The sequence below is a fragment of the Butyrivibrio sp. AE2032 genome, from assembly GCF_000702965.1.
Window position 1 is genome coordinate 1836015 of the sequence record NZ_JNLF01000003.1, and the last position, 20288, is coordinate 1856302.

The following is a 20288-nucleotide window of genomic DNA, read 5'->3' on the forward strand; positions in this document are numbered from 1 at the left end:
AAGTTTTCTTTTATTGCTTTTGTAGATGAATTATACTGATTGTTTTGTGGTATTTGTGGATTACTAGTTGAGCGATGCTTAGGAGTGGATTGTAAGTGAAAAAGAGGATTTTAGCAATTGTAGTTGGGGGAAATCAGTTACTATTTGCTATACAGATAAAAAAAACAATTCATAAAAGTGATGCAATGGATATTGCATACAGGAAAATTACTATAGATGAAGAAGCTGCTCTTGAGATATTTGATGGAGTATATAAATGCAATGATGACATTCCACCTAAGAAAAGAGATGCTTTAAAGTGTTATTGTAATCCTAAGTATGCAATTCGAAAATATTATTCAAATATAGATATCGATAAGTATACTGACATTTTTTATTGGCATCCTGATTATATGCATTATTTTATTTACAAGTATTCTTGTTATAGTGGTACGAAATATTGTTGGCATTTATTGCCAGAGGGGCTAGGGTTATACCTTCTTGACAAATATGAATTACTAATTACTAAGAAATATGGACGGGGTTTTTGGGCTAGAGTAATACAGAATAGAGATTCAATCAAGTGGGAATATCCGCAGAAAGCATCAACTATAGTGCAAGATGCATATTTTATTCAAGCAGACTATGCTGTTATGGGGGAACCAATAAAATGTGTAGATGTGCCGCCTTTTGAAAAAGAAGATAAAGATTTTTTAAAATTGATTAACAGGGTATTTAAATATGAAAATAGCATTATTGCTAACAAAATTATCATATTGGATGGGGGGATAGATGAGTCAAGACATAGAAACTACTATGATGTTGACACGATGGACAGAATTATTCTTACTGTGATAGATAAAGTTGGCAGGAATAATGTATTATTAAAATGTAAGCATGGTGTTGGGCCTGAACAATACTCTGATGAGATAAGAGATAAAGTTATTTTTTATTCTGATAACAGAATGCCGTGGGAATTAGTATGTTTAAACGATGATTTGAGAAATTGTATTATTATTAGTGTGGTATCATCTGCTATAATTTTGCCATATCTTTTCAATGAATATAAACAGATGACATATATTCTTTGTGACGAACTTTTGAGTTACGGTTATAATACAGATGATGTAGAAAGGGTTTATAGGAAGATAGCAGAAAAAGAGCCTTGCTACGGATATATAAAGTCATGGGACGATATAGAAAAGGTAATAGATGGGTTTGCAAAAACAATTTGAACAAATAAAACTGACTTGCGTAAAACATTTAAATTTCAATACTAATGTTAAGGAAGGGTGAGTAATTGCTCATTTGACAACCAGTGTGAGGGATAATATGGATGATTGGGAAAAGTGTTTGATTGATTATGATGCAACTATAATGGATGTCACAAAAAAAATAGATGAATCTGGCCGACAGGTGGCGATTATTGTGGATGACAGCCGACATCTTATTGGTATTATTACTGATGGGGATATTAGAAGGGCTATAATAAAGGGTGTAGATTTTAATAACAAGGCTAGGGATATTATGACTCCTAATCCAATTTGTATTCGTCCTGGAGCATCATATAAAGAGGCAAAGCGTCTGATAAAAAATAATATCATACATCAGTTGCCAATAGTAGATGAAAATGGTGTTTTGGTTGGAGTGACTTCGTTTGCCGAAGTAATTAGCAGTGCCCCTATAAAGACCAATGAAGTTGTAATAATGGCAGGGGGATTAGGAACTCGCTTAAAGGAATATACCACTAATTGTCCTAAACCGTTGCTCACTGTAGGCGATAAGCCTATTTTAGAAACGATAATTGAGAACTTTAAAGAATTTGGTTTTAACAACTTTAGTATCTCGGTTAATTACAAGTCGAGCATGATTGAAGAATACTTTGGAGATGGAACTAAGTATGATGTTAATGTGAGGTATCTTCATGAGGACAAAAGGCTTGGTACTGCTGGGGCCCTTTCTTTATTGGAAGAGGATCAAATTAAGGAACCAGTTATAGTTATTAACGGGGATATTCTCACACAGATAGATATAGATGCAATGATACGTTATCATGAAAAAGAAAAATCAGTTGCGACCATGGCATCACGAAGAATAATAAATACGATACCTTATGGAGTGATCAGGACTGCCGGTAATGAAATAACGGAAATAGCCGAGAAGCCTCAAAAAGAATATATGGTCAATGCTGGTATTTATATATTGAGTGCTGAAGCTATTAAGGAAATACCTACTGATACCTATTATGATATGACGAGTTTGTTTCAGACTTTGATAAAAGCGGGGAAAAAGACGGTTATGTTTCCGACACATGAGTATTGGATAGATATTGGGCACATAGAGGACTTTAAGCAGGCGCAAGAAGATTACGAAAAGGTTTTTGCGGATAAACAGAATTAAAGGAACGTATATGATTAGAGTAATAATAGTTGGAGCTGGTAATATTGGGAGTAGGCATCTACAAGCGTTAGCGAATGTTAATGCAACATTACAGATATTTGTTGTGGATCCGAGCGCCCAGGCGATTAGTATTTCAGAGGATAGATTTAGAGAGGTTCCTAATAGTATAAATCATAAATTCATCGGTTGTGGTAGTATTGAAGATGCACCTAAAGAGGTGGACTTGGCAATTATATCAACTTCATCTGGACCTCGATTAGATGTAATAAAAGAATTGGTTTCTACAGTTAAGTTTAATAAGCTTGTTTTGGAAAAATTCCTTTTCACAAATGAGGAAAGCTTTCATATTGCTAAAGAAATCTTTTCAAAAAATGGAATTATGGTTTGGGTTAATACTACTAGAAGAGCATGGGATTTCTATAAGAAACTAAAGGATTATCTTATGGATGCTAAGTATATTAGCATGTTTGAAAATGGTGGCGAATGGGGGATGGCATGTAATGCGATCCATGAATTTGATGTTTTGAGTATGCTTCAAGGAGACCATTTTGAATATACAGTTGACACTAGTGGGATTGAGAATAGACTATTTGAATCCAAGCGTAAAGGTTATATAGAGTTTAATGGAACAATAATATTTAAAAGCCAGAAAGGAACTGCTACCATAACAAGTATTCCTGAAAGTGATGCCCCATTTATAAATTGTATTTATTCAGATAAGGGGTTCTTTTGTATAGAAGAAAGCATAGATACATGCACATACAGAATTCCCAAGTATGGTTATGAGGAACGTTCTTGCAAGATGGGAATAAAACCTACTAGTACTATGATGACTGAAGTATATCAGGAGATAATATATACAGGAAGATGTGATCTTCCTGATTATGATTCGAGTATGAAATTGCACTTAATTTATTTAAGAGCATTACTACAAAAGGAAAATGAGATTACAGGAAATAAGGAGAACAAGATTTGTCAAATAACATAGAACATAAAAAAGTGCTTCTCATTGGCACAGGCTATATGGCAAGAGAGTACTCAAAAGTATTGAAGAATATGGATGTTGACTTTTATGTGATAGGCAACAGTAAGGCGAATTCAGTTGTTTTTCAAAACGAAACAGGTATACCTGTGTATAGTGGTGGAATAGAAAAGTATCTTTATAATTATGAGATTCCTGCAGATATATATGTTATTAATGCTGCCAATGTATCAAAACTAGGAGAGATAAATAAGCAGCTAATAAAAAAAGGGTGCAAGCATATTCTCTCGGAGAAGCCTGGAATAACACGAAGGAGCGAAGGACTAGAATTACTTCAATTATCAGAAGATGTTAGTTTCTTTATCGCATATAATAGGAGATTCTATTCATCGTCAATTGAGGCGCAAAAAATAATACAACAAGATGGGGGAGTGACCTCGTTTAGTATAGAATTCACTGAATGGACAAACGTTTTTGAAACGCTTGCTAATCCAGATTATTTGGACATACTTGTATTAGCAAACTCTTCTCACGTTATTGATTTGGCGTTTTTTTTAAGCGGTGGTAACATTGAAAACATGACGACGATAGTAAAAGGCCAGAATCGAGTGGATTGGCATAAATGTGGGTCTGTTTTTGCTGGAGTAGGTACAACAAACAAGAATCAGGTGTTTACATATTCTGCCAATTGGAATGCTCCAGGAAGATGGGGCGTAGAATTAAACACTGAAAAGCATAGGCTTATTTTCAGGCCTCTTGAAAGACTACAAATTCAGGATAAGGGAAGCGTAAAAATATATGAGCCTGATATTGATTATGATTTAGATAACGCGTATAAGCCTGGATTGTATAGAGAAGTTGAGGAGTTTTTTAAAGATAATGATAGTGGAAGATTATGTACTTTAGAGGAACAGGTACATAATTTGGACAATTATTCAAGAATATCAGGAGAAGTATACTAATGTCAAAGCAAACTATGCGAGAGCATATGAATGAAAGGTTTGGGAAGAAGAATAATGTATTATCATATTATCCCCCACTTCCTAATTCGTTAAATATAGAGCTTAACAATACTTGTAATCAGAAGTGTGAGTTTTGTGGCTTCCATGGCAAATACAAGTCATGGGATTTTGTTCCGTCAAGATTATCTTTTGATTTTGTTAAGCGAATATTAGAGGAAGCTAAACGTTTAGGTATAGGGGAGAAGGAAGTTGGATTTTATTTAAGTGGAGAAGTTTTTTTATATCCGGATTTTCCTGAAGTTATACGATATGCCAAAAACTTGGGCTTCAAGTATACATTTATTACCACTAATGGTGCATTTGCGACTCCAGACAAGGCTAAGGCAGTTCTCGACGCTGGATTAGATAGCATAAGATTTTCTGTAAATGCGGCAGATAGAGAAATGTATAGAACTATACATGGGACGGATGACTTTGATGAGGTTGTTAAGAATATAACTTTTATACATGATTATATACAAGATCACAACTTAAATGTTGCGACATCTATTTCGTGTGTGGTGACGAAAAAGCAAGGACCTAACTTGAAGGACGAAATTAAAAAAATATTCATTGATAAAGTGGATGATATCTTGTTTATTCCTGTTATTCTTTCAAAGCTTAGTGATATGAAAAATGCTAAAGAAGAATTTGGGATAAATAATGATGAGAATATGATTATTAACAAGGATTACAAATGCCCAATACTGTTTAATACAATGTACATAAATAGTGATGGGTACGTTATACCATGTTGTGATGCCCCATATTCGCAGTATTATGTATATGATTTGAATAAGAAATTGGATCTTGAAGAGGCGTGGTATAGTGAAGGGTATCAACGGTTAAGAGAGATTTTTGTTGATAATGCAGATGATACAGGGACTATATGTGCCGATTGTATTTTAAGATACAAGGGAGTTGAAGGATTGTCAATCGATTAAAACGATAAATATGTATATTCAATTGGTATTCTAATATTTGGATAATGAACAAGCCGCATCAAATTGACGCAGTTCATTTTATGGTTCTTTTGAATACAAACAAGGGATATATAAAGCATACAAGGCTGAATCCGACCTTATATACTCGATCAAATAAGTAGAATATGATAAGCTGCACGGAAAGTTGGCTGTGTGAGTTGGATTAAGTACTGAATGGTAGAAAATGAAAAGAATAGCTGTGGTAACTGCGACAAGAGCTGAATACGGATTATTAAAATGGTTAATGCGAGAAATTGAAAACTCGCATTATTTTGAATTACAACTAGTAGTGACTGGAGCACATCTTCTTGAAAGTCAAGGACATACTATCGACCAAATTCTTGCTGATGGATTTGTGCCTAGCGAAGTTGTTGATGTGGCACTTGATAATGATTCACTGGAAACAATAGCAACTACGCTAGGAAGAATGACGGAGCAATTTGCTCATACTTGGGCAAGGTTAAAACCAGATTATGTTGTAGTATTAGGAGATAGGTATGAGTTGTTTCCGATAGTTAATACAGCATTTTTGATGAGAATACCTATTATTCATATTTCAGGTGGAGATGTAACTGAAGGGGCAATTGATGATGGTGTGCGTAATGCTGTTACAATGATTGCGGATTATCATTTTCCGGGGACAAAAGATAGTGCGGTTAACATTTCAAGGATGCGGGGCTCAGATAGGTATGTTTGGGCAGTAGGCGAGCCTGGACTTGACAACTTTATAAAAGAAAAACTAATGACTAGAGAAGAGCTGGCAAACGACTTGGGAATAAATATGGAAAAAAAATGGGTTCTATTGACGTATCATCCTGAGACCAAACAAAGTCTAGAATATAATATTACTACTGTAGAAAACATTGTAGATTCATTACAATCTCTAGACAATATTCAGGTTGTTGCTACGTATTCTAATGCTGATTATGGTGGAGTATCTATCAATAAATTCTTGGAAGAAAAAGCTATAGAAAAACCGTGCGTATTTAAAGTAATCCCTTCATTGGGGAGAAGATATTTAAGTTTTATGAGACAGGCAAAGCTTGTCATTGGGAATTCAAGCAGCGGAATAGTTGAAGCACCATTCATGGGAATTCCAGTGGTCAATGTAGGAGAAAGGCAAAGAGGAAGACATATTTGTTCTAATGTGATTCAGGCTGGAGCTGATAGAAGTAGCATAAATGAGGCTTTAGATAAGGCATTCTCTATGCAGAATGTGGAGAAGGATTATTATTGGGGAGATGGACATACAGCGGAAAAAATAATAAATATATTGAATGAGGAACTAGCATAGAATGACCGACCAGAAAGTAATTGGGGGAGAGTATTGTATAGAACATAACGTAACAAATGAGATTAGTGTGGGTGAGCAATATCCCCGCTATTCGCTTGGCCGAACATGTCTTGACATAATTCTAGAGAATATTTACTTTGAATCTTTGGGTGCTATTCTTCTTCCTGATTACATATGTATTTCTGTAAGTGCGACGGTATTAAAGAAGGGCATAAAGATATATCATTATCACGTTGACGGATTTTTTCAACCGGATTATGACAGCATTAAGCTGAATATCGGTTTGTGTGATTCAATTCTATTGGTATCATATTTTGGAATGGTTGATATTGATGGTATGGCCTTTTCAATCAGAAGGGATTATCCAGAAATAAAGATAATTATAGATGATGTACAAGGCTTCTATGAAACTGAAAAGCATACTACTTATGATTATTGTTTTAATAGTTATAGGAAGTGGTTTCCGGTTCCTGATGGGGCAGAAATTATAACGGATAATGATAGGCTTATTAGTGGAAGACTAAGTAAAAATCCCCAATATGCGTACTATAAAGCAGCTGGTAATATTCTAAAAAACTACCGGGATTATATTGGTGATGACGTGGCTTTGGAATTGTTGGACAAGGGCGAAGCAATAATGGATGATGAGTATTCATATGAATGTTCAGATATCAGCAAAGCGTTGATTGGCGATATTGATTTTCAGATGGTTGCCCAGGTAAGGAAAAACAATGCTGAAGTGTTACATAAGGGATTGGAAAAGCTGAAAATACCTCATTTATACTGCGGCGATAAAGTACCTATGTTTATACCAATTCAAATTAGTAATCGAGATGCGGTTAGAAAAAAGATGTTTGAGAATAGTATTTATACACCAATACATTGGCCGTGCTTAGACGAAATTGCGCAGGGTAAAAATGCTTTGTATAACACGGAATTATCGCTAATTTGTGATCAGCGATATGACGAAGAGGATATGGAAAAAGAGTTGGAAGTACTGAAAAATGCAATTTGAAATAATGGAAGATTGGGATAAGGTTTTAGAGACCTTTCCTACAAAAATGCAAGACATATATTTTTCAAAGAAATATGTACACTTATATGAGGAGAGTGAAAAGAAAGCATTATGTGCTGTTTGTGAGGATGGCAGTCAGAAATTGCTTTTTCCTTATTTGCGTGATACATGGGGGAGATTTTATGATTTTGAAACAGCTTATGGTTATGGTGGCCCTATAGCCAATGTTGATGATGAAGAATGGATTCGAAAAGCATTTGCTTGTATGTATTTAGGTATGAAAAATGAAGGGTATTTATGTGGGCTCGTCAGATTTCATACGCTGCTGAGAAATGAAAAAGCATTAAATGTTCAAGATTTATTACGTGAGTATCCCAATGTGTTTACAGAGAACAGTTTTGAACTGATATATGATAGGCATACTATCACGATAGATACATCTGGCAATGAGGATTATATATGGTCTAGTCAAATATCATCAAAGAATAGGAATATGATTAGAAAAGCAGAGAAAAATGGCTTGGTTTATCTTGCAGAGTTTGACTTTGCTTCAATGGAAGAGTTCATGTCGCTTTATGAAGAAACAATGAACAGGTTGGATGCTGAGAGTTTCTATTATTTTAAAAAAGAATATTTCAAAATTATAGAAAACGAATTTATAGGCAATGCATTTCTTGGAACTGTAAGAAAAAATGGTGAGTTAGTCTGTGGAGCTATTTTTATGCACCATGGAACTTATGGACATTATCATCTAGAAGGTAGCAACAGGCAGTTTTCATCACTTGGAGCCAATAATTATTTGCTATGGCGTGCAGCTTGCACCATGCATGATTTAGGCGTTAAGCAGTTCCATCTTGGTGGAGGTACTTCATCCTCCGAAGAAGACACTCTTTTTAAGTTTAAGAAGGCATTTAGCAAAGATACGAAAGATTTTTATATTGGGAAAATAATCTATAACCAAGATGCATATGATGCCATATGCAATGAGTGGGAGAAAAATAATAAAGATAGTATATATGGTAACAGATTGCTAAAATATAGATATTAGTGGGAGATTGATTAAATGAAATCATTTGATGAAGTATGGGAACAGATTCATTCAACACAAGAATGGGGGAAGTATCCATCAGAGATAGTTATAAGATTTATTGCTAGGAATTATTACAAAAAAGATCGAGCTAATACTAGAATTCTTGATTTTGGCTGTGGCGGAGGTGCTCATACTTGGTATCTGGCCCGAGAGGGATTTGATGTCTATGCTTTTGACGGATCAAAGAGTGCGGTAGAAAAGGTTAAAAAGAGACTAGAAGTAGAATCTCTTCATGCTGATTTAAGAGTTTTAGATGGAGCAGAAATAGATTATGAAGAAAATTTCTTTGATGCTGTAGTGGATAACGTAACTATTTATGCAAACGAATTGGCATATATAAATGAGATGTATAGAAAAGTTTACAGGAGTCTGAAAGAGGGAGGCAAGCTGTTGACAGTGGTTTTTTCAACAGATATGACTGGCTTTGGCACTGGTGAAGAATTGGAATACCATACCTACAGAGATATAACAGAAGGTAATTTATCAGGTAGAGCGGTTGCGCATTTTTTTGATAGAGATGAGATAGAGAATTTATTGCTTGATGTGGGTTTTAAGAATTTGAAGGTTGATTCAATGAATTACACAGATAACGGAAACAAAGTGAAACAATGGATTATCTGCTGTGAAAAATGATTGGGGATTACACATAATATGAATGATAAATGTTTAATTATTGCTGAAGCGGGTGTTAACCATAATGGCGATATCGATTTAGCATTCAAACTTTGCGATGCTGCTAAATCAGCCGGAGCAGATGTGGTAAAGTTTCAAACATGGATTACAGAAGAAATCATTACCAGGGATGTTGGCCAAGCCGACTATCAAGCTCAAAATACAGGAATTGCAGAATCTCAGTATGATATGTTAAAGAAATTGGAATTGTCCCAAGATGATTTTATAAAGATAAAAAGGCATTGTGATGATATCGGCATAACGTTTGCGTCCACTGCAGATGACGAGTGCAGTTTGAATTTCCTTGTGAATTTAGGGATTCCTTTTATAAAGGTTGGATCTGGAGATATTGGAAATGTTCATTATTTACGACAGATTGGTGCGAAAGGGTTACCTATTATATTAAGTACAGGAATGAGTTCACTTCAAGATGTGGAGCTTTCATTGGATGCCATTAAAGAAGGGGGCGCAGAGGAAATAACATTGCTTCACTGTACTACAAATTATCCTTGCCCATATGATCAAGTTAATCTTATGGCTATGCAAACATTATGCCGAGAGTTTGGATTAACTATAGGGTATTCTGATCATACATTGGGAATCGAAGTTGCAGTAGCAGCAGTTTCCATGGGCGCAAAGGTAATAGAAAAACACTTTACCTTAGACAGAAATATGGAAGGACCAGATCATCTTGCTAGTACTGAACCAGATGAATTTCGAAGAATGGTTGATGCTATTAGGAATGTTGAGAAATCATTTGGAGATGGGATAAAGCAGCCTACAGACTCAGAAATAACTGTTAAAAAGGTGGTGACAAAGAGGATTGTTGCAAAAAAAGATATAAAAACTGGCGAAGTGTTCTCAGAAGCTAATATCTGCGCAAAACGAAGTAATACAGGCGCTTTGGCCAAAGAGTGGGATGATGTTGTTGGAAAAAGAGCTGGAAAAGACTATATTGTGGATGAAGGAATTGTTATTCTGTAATTAAGGATACAATTATTGGTAAATCGCCATATATGACTTGAATGCATTTGCCCGAGGGTAACATGGGGAAATGAAATGCTAATGAACACATGTGGTGATTGAGATATTCTCATTACTGGATTTGCCGTAAATGGAATGGTGGCAGAATGGAGACAAGATTTATATGAGGTTTGTGATTATTGGACTAGGATCTATGGGAAAAAGGCGCATGAGAATTTTATATAAGTTGGATTCAAATGTTTCTTTTATATGCGTGGATTCTAAGAGCGATAGGCGTGAGGAGATAATTAAATATACAGCTAATTGGAATGTTGAGTGTTTTGTAAAAGAGAGTATTGACAGTTTGGATGATAAAGAAACAATTGATGCCGCCTTCGTTTGTACATCACCATTGTCACATAATTTGATTATAAAAAGTTGTCTTGAGCGTGGATGGAATGTATTTACTGAGATTAATTTGGTTTCAGATGGATATGAGCACAATATTCACCTTGCTAAGGAAAAAGGGGTATTGCTTTATTTATCGTCAACGCCTTTGTTTAGAAAGGATATTGGCTATATTATTACAACAACTAATAAAGCTAAGGAAAAACTGAGTTATAATTACCATGTTGGACAGTATTTACCAGATTGGCATCCCTGGGAGAGTTACACGGATTTTTTCATCGGTAATAAGCGTACAAATGGATGTAGAGAAATACTTGCAATAGAGTTGCCTTGGATAATCAAGGCTTTTGGGGAGATTGATAGTATTAGTGCAGTATCTCTTCGACAGACATCATTAAACATAGATTATGATGATTGCTATATAGTAACGATTACTCATAAGAGTGGGACAAAAGGAGTGTTTGTTGTCGATGTTGTATGCCGGACACCTATACGTCGATTAGAAATAGTGGGAGAGAACACTTATATAACTTGGGATGGGACATCAGACGGATTAAAGGAATATGATAGTGCCGAGTTAAAAAGCATAAAGCTTTATGAGGAGGTGCAACATCAGGAGGGTTATAATCAACTTATAATTGAAGATGATTATGAATCTGAAGTGTTGGATTTTCTTAACTGCTTAGAAAACAATAAGCAACCCGATTATGGTTTTGAACAAGATAAGATAGTTTTAAAATGGGTAGATAAGATAGAAAAAAATGAAAATTAAGACATTAAATGTTTGTTTTATAGGTGTTGGATCGATAGGGAAAAGGCATATTAGAAACCTGAGAGCGTTATGCCCAAAAGAAGGCATTGAGCTAACTGTTGATGCATTAAGAAGAACTGAGTCGAGAAAAGATGATGAAGGGTTGGTTGATACTGAGTATTATCAAATCACTGATCTTCCTAATAATTATGATGTTATATTTATTACAAATCCGACAGATAAGCACGTAAAGACATTGCTTGATGTTCATGATAAGGCAAAAAATTTTTTTATCGAAAAGCCAATTTCATCCGTTGGTGATTTGCTGAAATTGGATGGTTTTGTTTTTGATTCGAGCAAAGAGTATTACGTTGCATGTCCGATGAGATATGAGGGTGTGCTTCAATACATCAAAGAAAACATTGATCCCGGATGCGTGTTGTCTGCTCGCAGCATATGTTCTAGCTATCTTCCGGAATGGAGACCTGGAATGGACTATAGAGACTGCTATAGTGCTCATAAAGATATGGGTGGAGGAGTAGACATAGATCTTATACATGAATGGGATTATTTAACATGGCTTTTTGGCTATCCTATTAAGATTAGTGCAATGATAGGAAAAAAATCAGATTTGGAAATTGATTCAAATGATTATGCTATTTATATTTCTGAATATAGAAATAAGATAGTAGAACTGCATCTTGATTATTTTGGTAGGCAGTCAGTAAGACGGTTAGATTTATTTACTAAAGATGATACTATTGTATGTGATTTTTTGGAAAATACAGTATGCTATCTGAAGCAGAATAAGAGAATAACATTTGAAGAAAAAAGAGATGATTATCAGACACGTGAGTTAGAACATTTTTTAGGCATAATTGATGGCTTGATTCAGAATGACAATACACCTCAGATGGCCTGTAAAACGTTACGATTAACACAAGGAGAGATATAGTTTTGAAGAAAAAAATATTATTCACATTATGTGGAAGGGCAGGATCAAAAGGAATAAAGAGCAAAAATGTGAGGTTTTTTTGTGGCATACCGTTGGTATACTACTCATTGTCCGCGCTAGAGTTATATCTTCAATCAGATTCTGCGGAGTATGAATATAGTATTGCATTGTCTACAGATAGTCCTGAGCTGATGGAACAGGTAAGGAATTACACCAGTTTACATGTGGAAATGATTAGTCGCTCTGACGAATTAAGCGGAGATCTGGTAGGGAAAAAAGATGTAATACTAGATTGCTTGATTCAGATGGAGGATAAAGAAAGATGTAAGTATGATGCTGTTGTTGATTTGGATCTTACATCTCCGTTAAGAACAAAAACTGATATTAAAAATCTTATAGAAAAGCACTTTGCTACAGATGCAGACATTACATATTCAGTAACTCCAGCGCGAAGAAATCCTTATTTTAATCAGGTTCTACAGGTGGAAAAGGGATATAGGAAGGTAATAGTATCTGAATTTACTGCTAGACAACAAGCTCCGGAAGTGTTTGATATGAATGCTTCACTATATGCATATAATCCTTCTTTCCTAAAAAATGGGGGTGGATTTGAAGATGGCTACTATGAAGTTATTCAGATGTATGATACGGCAGTGTTGGACTTGGATAATGAGAATGATTTTGAACTAATGCAAGTAATAGCGAGATATTTGTTTGAAAAAAATAAGGATTTTGGGGAAGTCTTCGAAAACGCTAGACGAGTATAATGCGAATCCTGTTGAGTGGGGCTTATAAAATGGCATGGGTATGAGTTTATTAGATAAGGCAATTAGAAAAGGAATTAACTATTACAAGAATAAGTGTGAAGATGAGATACTTTCTCAACTCGGTGTATCTAAGAACAGAGGCATTAAGATAGTACATCCTTTTTTTATAGCGCATCCTGAGCTTGTCGCTATAGGGAATGGAACACAGATTTTGGCTGGTTCGAGAATACAGTTGTATCCGGAACTGGTTGAAGAAAAGCCTCATTTGCGAATAGGCAGTGGATGTTTTTTTGGCTACAGACTGTGCATATTGGTTGGAGCAGATATTACTATTGGTAATAATGTTTTAATGGCTAGTGATATAACTATTGTTTCTGAAAATCATGGTACAAATCCGGAATCTGAATTACCTTATAAGAAACAACAACTTAAGGTTGCTCCAGTGACAATTGGAGACAATTGTTGGATTGGCGACAAAGTAATAATCCTACCGGGAACAAACATTGGCGAAGGATGTGTGATTGGCGGCGGCGCTGTGGTTACAAAGGATATTCCCTCGTATTCTATTGCGGTAGGAAATCCGGCTCGCGTTATAAAAAGATATGATTTTGATATGCACAAGTGGGTGAAAGCTTAAGAAGACATAATCTTATTTATAATTGAAGGATCCCCCCATACTCCTGGTGAATCATATGGACGATCAGGGAATGCGCCATATTTTAGTTTTATGGTCATTCCTTTTTCTTTTATATAGCTTTCGACTTTATCTGCCAGAGATATTGGGGTGCCGGTACATACGTTTATTACTCCGGTATAAGTACTTTGGAGACTGGCTTTTGCGATCATTTCTGCAAGCTCGTTAACGTTTATAAAGTCGTACAGTCCTTTTCCGCTGGTAAACGGGAACTCAGTTTTGCCTTCTTCGTTTGCCTGATAAAGCTTAGCAAAAATTGAACTTCCGTGGGCATCATCTCCGAAAATGTAGAACGCTCTTAACCAGTGGAAGTTTACTTTTTTATCTTTGGTATACAAAAGTAGTTCCTGGCGTAGAGCATTTTTAGCTATGCCATACATTGAGAGCGGATTGCATGGAGTATCAGCGTTGATTGCACCTTCCCAATATCCTATTTCATGCATGCTCCCCATGACTGTAAGGTACTCTAAACCACCATCTATCATATGATTGAGGAATGTCACGTGGTTTGATAAGTCTGCCATATGAGCTACAGAGTTATGAACAAAACCATCCCGCCATGCAAGGTGGATAAGCACATCAGGGCATCCGAGCTGGGCATAAATATCTTTATCACCTGAAAAGATAGATAAATCGACTCTTTTTGCTCTGTCATCAAGCCCTTTAAAAGTAAAGTCAGATGCATAGACTTCATGACCAAGGTTAAGACATGATGTAACTACATGTCTTCCAATATATCCAGATGCGCCGGTTACTAGTATTTTCATATGATAACATTTTGCCTTTCAAATATTTGATAATTTAGATTAAGCGGAGCTAAAGTTTTGAGATTAAAATGAATATTTCTGTGAATAATGATATCATGTAATTCTGCAAAAAGGCAGTAGAAATTATGGTGACTGTAATTTCGCATTTGTGGTATCATAAATCAAGGCGGTTAACACAATTTTAGGTGCGTAGATGAAAAACAAGACAAAGATAATATATCTTCCCATTATGGGCAGGATTGGCAACCAGCTGTTCCAATATGCTTTTGCATATACTTTGCAAAGAAAAATGGGGAGTGATGTTAAAATTATTATTGATGAATATGGCGTAACATCTGTTAATTGGATAAATTCACTAAGGGATTATGATCTTCCTAATGTGGAGTATGTATCTGGGCGCGATTTGACTTTGGATAGGCGCGTTGGTAGTGGGAGTATGGCGTTTAAAGCATATATGCGTTGGTTATATACAGAAGATGCAAATGTGCTTTATAGCAGAGAACATATATTTCAACGATTGCTAAATAAGCTGGGATTGATTGCGATAGTAAGAGGGTATGGAAAATATTGGTTAAATAGTAAAAAGAGCGTATTCTTATATGGATATTTTCAAAGTGAGAATTTTTTTAAAGAGTACAGAGATGATATAAAAAGGCTTTTTGATAAGAGTATAGATTTAAAGAGCTGCAGCTATCCATATATCGAGGAATTAGAACATAGAAACTCTGTATGTATAAGCATAAAAATAGAACATAATACGGGGTCTTCAATTTATGATGTATGTGATGATGACTATTATAGAAGGGCTATTAGTTTTATCAATTCGCAAGTAGACAACCCCTTATTTTTCTTGTGCTCGGATAATGTTGATAAGGCGAGGAAACTATTCTTTGCTGATGTGGACGTTGATATAGTTTGCCAGCCCAAGGATTATAGTGTGTCATTGACTTTGTCAGCAATGAGTAAGTGCAAGCACTTTATTATAAATAATACGTCATTTGGATGGTGGGCACAGTATCTTTCGGACAATAATGAAAAGATCGTGGTTGCTCCAAAAAGATGGAAAAGAAATGATGACCCAGTGAGTATTTACGATAATCAAGATAGGTGGCATTTGATGTAGATAAATAATCCTTTGACAATGTTAAAGGGGTATTAAAAAACTTGATTTGTGCAAATACTATACGGAAAAGCAGACATATAGCTTTGATAAGGAAGCTTTAAAAATAAGAAATGAATATTTAGATGGATATTGGCAATGTCCAAAGTACTTTGCTGATGTGCCTATTTATTGGGGGAATTATATAATACTGAGGAAACGGCATATTATGATTTGGCACTTATGAGAAAATGTAAACATGCGATTATTGCTAATAGTTCTTTTAGTTGGTGGGGAGCATATGTGGGCGAAAATCCTAACAAGATTGTTGTGGCTCCTAATAGATGGACTAATGAAAAGGACTCATTTGATATTTGTGATGATGACTGGATAAGGTTATGAATGACTAGTACTATTAAAGATAAGATGGAGTATTATGAATAAACTATCAATAGTTATACCAGTGTATTTTAATGAAGATACGCTCGAGCATCTTTATGATGATCTAACGGATAAGGTTATCCACCAATTGGATGATTATGAAATAGTATTTGTTGATGATGGTTCAGAGGACAAATCCTGGGAAATAATAACTCTTTTGAGAAGCAAAGATTCACATATCAAGGCAGTTAGATTATCAAGGAATTTTGGTGAACACTCTGCAATTTTGGCTGGATTGTCAGTTTGTACTGGTGACTGCGCAGTTACTAAGCAAGCAGATATGCAAGAAGATAGTCTTCTTATTATGGAGATGTATAATAGTTGGAAAGCTGGAAACAAGGTGGTTTTAGCAGCTAGATCTGAGAGAGAAGATTCTTTTGGAGTCAAGTTTTTTGCGAATATTTATTACAATCTAATCAGAGGTTTTGTTAGTAAGCGTATGCCTAGGGGGGGATGCGATTGCTATCTTATTGATAGAAAAGTAATTGATGTTCTTCTCTCTATGGATGAAATGAATTCATCATTAACGCTTCAAGTTTTATGGGTTGGATTTAAGACTGATGTCATATATTTCCATAGAAAAGAACGTGAATCTGGGAAGGGAAGATGGACATTTGCTAAGAAATTCAAGTTATTACTAGATTCATTTGTGAGTTTCTCTTATATTCCAATTAGGCTAATGTGGCTAATCGGTATAGTTTTTTTTATCTTTGCTATTGTTTTAGCAATTGTAGTGTTTGCTGAATATTTTACGAAAGGTACTCCTGTTGCAGGTTGGTCATCCTTAATGTGTGTGCTTCTTTTATCAATGGGACTAGTTTTATGGATGTTGGGAATGCTAGGAGAATACGTATGGCGTACTTTTGATGCTACAAGAAATAGGAGACCATTTATAATTGATGAGATTTATGGCGAGCAATCAAATGGGGATAATTTGAAATAAGATGGATATTAACGAGATTAAAGGAAATAACTTTCACAGACATCCTTGGGAATTAAGTAGAACACGGTCTGTGATTAAGGATATATTAAGATTTATTGATATAGAAAGAGATATCAGATATATCAATATTGGAGCGGGAGATTTGTTTTTTGATGAGATTTTTATTGAACAGTTTGCTCCGAAATCAAACGTAGTTGCTGTAGACATTGGATATGAGCAATGTGAACCAGGCGTATGGGATAAAAACAAATGCAGATTGTATAGTAATATTGAGGAAGTAGATGATAATGAATTTGATTTTGCAATAATGATGGATTCATTAGAATACATACCCGAAGATTGTTCTTTTATTAAAAATTTTTCGAATATGATTAAATCTGGTGGATATATGATTTTTACGGTACCGGCTTTTTCTTCGATCTATTCGGAATATGATACTAATGTGGGAAATATTAGAAGATATAGCAAAGATGAATTTGAAAAGGTTATTTCACAAATAGATGGTGTCAATATAGAGTATTCTCATTATTTCTATTTTTCTCTTTTCGTGGTTCGCATAATTCAGAAGACTATTGGTATTAAATTTGCTGCCCACGAAGATGTTACAACACAGTGGAAGTATTCAGAGGGGGATTTTATAACGAAACTGGTGATTGCAATTTTGAATATAGATTATGCAATTTGCAAAATGCTACGTAAAGCTGAGTTTCCAGGATTGTCTTTATTAGTAGTATGTAAGAAAAAATAATATAAGGGTGAGTTGTAATGAACAAATATAGAGTGATTGATTTCGAAGAACTTGGAGATGAAAGAGGTAACTTAATTGTGGCTGAAGGTGAAAGCCGGTTTGTGCCATTTGAGATAAAACGAGTCTTTTATATCTATGGATCGGATGCCACGGTTGTAAGAGGACAGCATGCGAATAAGAAAACGAGATTTGTTATGATTAATGTTAGTGGATCTTGTAAAATAAAGGTTAACGATGGAATCTCGGAAACGATTGTAAATCTAGATACTCCCAAAAGAGGATTGTATTTAGAGGAAATGCTATGGAAAGAGATGTATGATTTTTCAAAGGATTCGGTACTACTTGTCCTGTGCTCTGAACATTATAATGAAGCAGAGTATATAAGAGACTTTGATAAGTATGTAAATATGGTTAATAAAGAAATGAATTAGCGTTTTTATTTGTTGGATTGTTTTTTTATAGCATAGATTCATATGGAGAGATGGTTTAGTGAGAAAGCTTAAAGTTTGCATTATTCTTTTTTCGTGTATTATTATTTTCCCAATATTATATTATTGTATGCTTTCTATACCTTTTGCAGATGATTTTTCATGTGCCACTGAGACGTTAATGTATGTGCAGGAAAAGGGTAACTATTTATCTGGCGCGCTATACGGTACGCGTAGATATTGGATGGAATTTCAGGGATCATACACAGGGATTTTCTTTATGTTATATCTAAATGCGTTTGCTCGCTGGGGATTAGTAGGACTGCGTCTATTTAATGCGGCATGTATGCTTGCCTTTTTTGTGTCTTTATATGTTTTAACAGATCGTTTTGTGAAAGATAGCGAACATAATTCAGTATCAACAATGGCTATTTTCTTTATTGTTTTATTCTGGAATACTAATAACTATATATATTCTGAAGTATATACCTGGAATAATGTAATTGTGATTTATATAATACCATTTATCTTTCTTTTTCTTGGTGAAGCGTTTTATTTAGATTATTTGCGTGAACAGAATCATGCCTGGTTGACAGCAGCATTTTTGGGAATTGCTATAGGTGGCGGAACTATTAATATTGCAACATTGGGGTGTGGATTATATCTCCTTACAGCTATTTATGGAATCTTGCAAAACAGAGTTAAAAACAAATTTAAACTTGTGTTGCCTGTTATAATTGCGATTATTTCTACACTTGCTAATGTACTTGCACCGGGTAATTTTATAAGATGGGGTGATGGAAGCAGAGTAAACCCATTATCGGTTTTTGAGACTAGCTTTCTTAATATAATTAAACGCTTTTGGCAATTATGTATAGGAACTCCATTTATTGTACTAGTGATGATAATGCTGATTTTGGTATATAAGTGGGCTAGATACAGTTTTGATGAAAAGTTGACATATAAACATCCAATTATGTTTGCTTTGCTATTGATTTTTGGGGCTACGCTAGTTGATTTTCCATATGCATTAGGAATAAAAGCTCAAAGTGTAGATACGGTATTTGAAGATAGAGCACTATTTGTTCAGGATATCACGATTTATATATTGATGACTTTATGGGTTTTCTATTTTGCTGGATATCTAAGAGCAAAGTGGCCACAACTTGAATTTGGTAAAAGCCATGGAGTTTTGATAGCTTTGACATTATGTGCAAATATATTACTACTTATAGGTGGCGGAAAAATTTTTGAATTAACTACTCCATACATGATTCAATCTATTATTAATGGAAGTGCGCATGATTATTCTGATTATCAGGAAGAAATAATGGAAATGGTGGAACATGGGGATGATGATGTCGTTATTTGGTATGACTCAAATAGGTGTCCTCCAAAAGATAGAATAATTCTTGGATTGAGACTGGGGGATGATGAGGAAAGATGGGATTATTGGCGTAATACAGCTATGGCAAATTTTTATAAGAAGAAATCGGTTAAGGTTATTTATGATGATTGATTTGTTATTTAAGGATATTGTTTATTCAAAGTGATATGATTTATGTTTTTATATAGTGTAATAGTAGGTATACTAGTATTCTGCTTACAAGTTATATTATGGAATATTCATAGCTGCAAAGATAAAAGATGAATACTATGTGTGGCAATTGCTGTTTTTTGAGTGTCGTTTTAAGGTTGGGCGCAGTGTTGTGCTTATTTCAGTATTATCTGTTATAGCGATTAAGTGGGTACAAAAACGATTTCATGGACAGAGTTATGAATGACCTTTTCTAGGGATAGAGTAATAGTAATATTATCTTTGCTATGTATTTGCTTGTTTATTTTTACGACAATGATTTATATGATGGGAAATAATGATTCGTTCATATATGATGTGACCAGCGCATA

The 20288-nt window shown here is 34.8% G+C and carries 21 protein-coding genes; 20 read left to right on the forward strand and 1 reads right to left on the reverse strand.

What is annotated here, in order from left to right:
- Nucleotides 1-95: 95 nt before the first annotated feature.
- The 14 genes from BO18_RS10140 to BO18_RS32645 all read left to right on the forward strand — a co-directional run bounded on the left by BO18_RS10140 (nucleotide 96) and on the right by BO18_RS32645 (nucleotide 13897).
- Nucleotides 96-1214, forward strand: a complete 1119-nt coding sequence (locus BO18_RS10140) for a hypothetical protein (protein WP_034445899.1) — start codon at nucleotides 96-98, stop codon at nucleotides 1212-1214.
- Nucleotides 1215-1311: 97 nt separating this feature from the next.
- The gene (locus BO18_RS10145) at nucleotides 1312-2379 is read left to right on the forward strand and encodes a nucleotidyltransferase family protein (protein ID WP_034445901.1); all 1068 of its coding nucleotides are present in this window, start codon (nucleotides 1312-1314) and stop codon (nucleotides 2377-2379) included.
- A gap of 10 nt (nucleotides 2380-2389) precedes the next feature.
- The gene (locus BO18_RS10150; RefSeq protein ID WP_034445903.1) at nucleotides 2390-3367 is read left to right on the forward strand and encodes a Gfo/Idh/MocA family oxidoreductase; all 978 of its coding nucleotides are present in this window, start codon (nucleotides 2390-2392) and stop codon (nucleotides 3365-3367) included.
- Entirely contained in the window at nucleotides 3352-4323 is a 972-nt protein-coding gene (locus tag BO18_RS10155; protein ID WP_051688638.1) for a Gfo/Idh/MocA family oxidoreductase, read from the forward strand. Before BO18_RS10150 ends, BO18_RS10155 begins: the two co-directional genes overlap by 16 nt.
- Entirely contained in the window at nucleotides 4323-5306 is a 984-nt protein-coding gene (locus BO18_RS32640) for a radical SAM/SPASM domain-containing protein (RefSeq protein WP_051688639.1), read from the forward strand. Before BO18_RS10155 ends, BO18_RS32640 begins: the two co-directional genes overlap by 1 nt.
- A 223-nt stretch (nucleotides 5307-5529) precedes the next feature.
- Complete coding sequence (neuC, locus tag BO18_RS10165) at nucleotides 5530-6639, forward strand: UDP-N-acetylglucosamine 2-epimerase (RefSeq protein ID WP_034445905.1); 1110 nt, start codon at nucleotides 5530-5532, stop codon at nucleotides 6637-6639.
- Between the two features lies 1 nt (nucleotide 6640).
- The gene (locus BO18_RS10170; RefSeq protein WP_034445906.1) at nucleotides 6641-7654 is read left to right on the forward strand and encodes a hypothetical protein; all 1014 of its coding nucleotides are present in this window, start codon (nucleotides 6641-6643) and stop codon (nucleotides 7652-7654) included.
- Nucleotides 7644-8702, forward strand: a complete 1059-nt coding sequence (locus tag BO18_RS10175; RefSeq protein ID WP_034445908.1) for a lipid II:glycine glycyltransferase FemX — start codon at nucleotides 7644-7646, stop codon at nucleotides 8700-8702. Before BO18_RS10170 ends, BO18_RS10175 begins: the two co-directional genes overlap by 11 nt.
- Before the next feature lie 15 nt (nucleotides 8703-8717).
- Nucleotides 8718-9377 (forward strand): class I SAM-dependent methyltransferase, encoded by a 660-nt coding sequence (locus tag BO18_RS10180; RefSeq protein WP_051688640.1) that lies wholly within the window; start codon nucleotides 8718-8720, stop codon nucleotides 9375-9377.
- An 18-nt stretch (nucleotides 9378-9395) separates the two neighbouring features.
- Nucleotides 9396-10400 (forward strand): N-acetylneuraminate synthase, encoded by a 1005-nt coding sequence (gene neuB, locus BO18_RS10185; RefSeq protein ID WP_034445909.1) that lies wholly within the window; start codon nucleotides 9396-9398, stop codon nucleotides 10398-10400.
- Nucleotides 10401-10563: 163 nt separating this feature from the next.
- Nucleotides 10564-11559, forward strand: coding sequence for a Gfo/Idh/MocA family oxidoreductase (locus tag BO18_RS10190; RefSeq protein ID WP_034445912.1), 996 nt, complete (start codon nucleotides 10564-10566; stop codon nucleotides 11557-11559).
- Nucleotides 11549-12493 (forward strand): Gfo/Idh/MocA family protein, encoded by a 945-nt coding sequence (locus tag BO18_RS10195; protein WP_034445914.1) that lies wholly within the window; start codon nucleotides 11549-11551, stop codon nucleotides 12491-12493. The genes BO18_RS10190 and BO18_RS10195 overlap by 11 nt, the downstream gene beginning before the upstream one ends.
- A 2-nt stretch (nucleotides 12494-12495) precedes the next feature.
- On the forward strand, nucleotides 12496-13260 hold the full coding sequence (locus BO18_RS10200; RefSeq protein WP_034445916.1) for an acylneuraminate cytidylyltransferase family protein: 765 nt from the start codon (nucleotides 12496-12498) through the stop codon (nucleotides 13258-13260).
- Nucleotides 13261-13300: 40 nt separating this feature from the next.
- Nucleotides 13301-13897: an acyltransferase gene (locus BO18_RS32645; RefSeq protein ID WP_185752397.1), complete on the forward strand. Its 597-nt coding sequence runs from the start codon at nucleotides 13301-13303 to the stop codon at nucleotides 13895-13897.
- On the opposite strand, the gene BO18_RS10210 is transcribed toward BO18_RS32645, so the two are convergent.
- Complete coding sequence (locus tag BO18_RS10210) at nucleotides 13894-14721, reverse strand: NAD-dependent epimerase/dehydratase family protein (RefSeq protein ID WP_034445917.1); 828 nt, start codon at nucleotides 14719-14721, stop codon at nucleotides 13894-13896. The genes BO18_RS32645 and BO18_RS10210 overlap by 4 nt on opposite strands.
- Before the next feature lie 193 nt (nucleotides 14722-14914).
- Here BO18_RS10210 and BO18_RS10215 point away from each other — a divergent pair, with 193 nt between their 5' ends.
- The 6 genes from BO18_RS10215 (at nucleotide 14915) to BO18_RS10235 (ending at nucleotide 19899) form a co-directional block, all read left to right on the forward strand.
- Nucleotides 14915-15844: an alpha-1,2-fucosyltransferase gene (locus tag BO18_RS10215; RefSeq protein WP_034445919.1), complete on the forward strand. Its 930-nt coding sequence runs from the start codon at nucleotides 14915-14917 to the stop codon at nucleotides 15842-15844.
- Between the two features lie 168 nt (nucleotides 15845-16012).
- Nucleotides 16013-16222: an alpha-1,2-fucosyltransferase gene (locus BO18_RS36620; RefSeq protein ID WP_442856562.1), complete on the forward strand. Its 210-nt coding sequence runs from the start codon at nucleotides 16013-16015 to the stop codon at nucleotides 16220-16222.
- Between the two features lie 34 nt (nucleotides 16223-16256).
- The gene (locus BO18_RS10220) at nucleotides 16257-17204 is read left to right on the forward strand and encodes a glycosyltransferase family 2 protein (protein WP_034445921.1); all 948 of its coding nucleotides are present in this window, start codon (nucleotides 16257-16259) and stop codon (nucleotides 17202-17204) included.
- A gap of 1 nt (nucleotide 17205) precedes the next feature.
- Nucleotides 17206-17952 (forward strand): class I SAM-dependent methyltransferase, encoded by a 747-nt coding sequence (locus tag BO18_RS10225; protein ID WP_034445923.1) that lies wholly within the window; start codon nucleotides 17206-17208, stop codon nucleotides 17950-17952.
- 17 nt (nucleotides 17953-17969) lie between these two features.
- The gene (locus BO18_RS10230; protein WP_034445925.1) at nucleotides 17970-18383 is read left to right on the forward strand and encodes a sugar 3,4-ketoisomerase; all 414 of its coding nucleotides are present in this window, start codon (nucleotides 17970-17972) and stop codon (nucleotides 18381-18383) included.
- 58 nt (nucleotides 18384-18441) lie between these two features.
- Nucleotides 18442-19899, forward strand: a complete 1458-nt coding sequence (locus BO18_RS10235; protein WP_185752398.1) for a DUF6056 family protein — start codon at nucleotides 18442-18444, stop codon at nucleotides 19897-19899.
- Nucleotides 19900-20288 lie beyond the last annotated feature (389 nt).

What these genes read in the sequence shown, in the direction of transcription:
- BO18_RS10145 (WP_034445901.1), top strand. Translation starts at nt 1,312, where the DNA reads ATGGATGATTGGGAAAAGTGTTTGATTGATTATGATGCAACTATAATG.
- BO18_RS10150 (WP_034445903.1), top strand. Translation starts at nt 2,390, where the DNA reads ATGATTAGAGTAATAATAGTTGGAGCTGGTAATATTGGGAGTAGGCAT.
- BO18_RS32640 (WP_051688639.1), top strand. Translation starts at nt 4,323, where the DNA reads ATGTCAAAGCAAACTATGCGAGAGCATATGAATGAAAGGTTTGGGAAG.
- neuC (WP_034445905.1), top strand. Translation starts at nt 5,530, where the DNA reads ATGAAAAGAATAGCTGTGGTAACTGCGACAAGAGCTGAATACGGATTA.
- BO18_RS10170 (WP_034445906.1), top strand. Translation starts at nt 6,641, where the DNA reads ATGACCGACCAGAAAGTAATTGGGGGAGAGTATTGTATAGAACATAAC.
- BO18_RS10175 (WP_034445908.1), top strand. Translation starts at nt 7,644, where the DNA reads ATGCAATTTGAAATAATGGAAGATTGGGATAAGGTTTTAGAGACCTTT.
- BO18_RS10180 (WP_051688640.1), top strand. Translation starts at nt 8,718, where the DNA reads ATGAAATCATTTGATGAAGTATGGGAACAGATTCATTCAACACAAGAA.
- neuB (WP_034445909.1), top strand. Translation starts at nt 9,396, where the DNA reads ATGAATGATAAATGTTTAATTATTGCTGAAGCGGGTGTTAACCATAAT.
- BO18_RS10190 (WP_034445912.1), top strand. Translation starts at nt 10,564, where the DNA reads ATGAGGTTTGTGATTATTGGACTAGGATCTATGGGAAAAAGGCGCATG.
- BO18_RS10195 (WP_034445914.1), top strand. Translation starts at nt 11,549, where the DNA reads ATGAAAATTAAGACATTAAATGTTTGTTTTATAGGTGTTGGATCGATA.
- BO18_RS32645 (WP_185752397.1), top strand. Translation starts at nt 13,301, where the DNA reads ATGAGTTTATTAGATAAGGCAATTAGAAAAGGAATTAACTATTACAAG.
- BO18_RS10210 (WP_034445917.1), bottom strand. Translation starts at nt 14,721, where the DNA reads ATGAAAATACTAGTAACCGGCGCATCTGGATATATTGGAAGACATGTA.
- BO18_RS10215 (WP_034445919.1), top strand. Translation starts at nt 14,915, where the DNA reads ATGAAAAACAAGACAAAGATAATATATCTTCCCATTATGGGCAGGATT.
- BO18_RS10220 (WP_034445921.1), top strand. Translation starts at nt 16,257, where the DNA reads ATGAATAAACTATCAATAGTTATACCAGTGTATTTTAATGAAGATACG.
- BO18_RS10225 (WP_034445923.1), top strand. Translation starts at nt 17,206, where the DNA reads ATGGATATTAACGAGATTAAAGGAAATAACTTTCACAGACATCCTTGG.
- BO18_RS10230 (WP_034445925.1), top strand. Translation starts at nt 17,970, where the DNA reads ATGAACAAATATAGAGTGATTGATTTCGAAGAACTTGGAGATGAAAGA.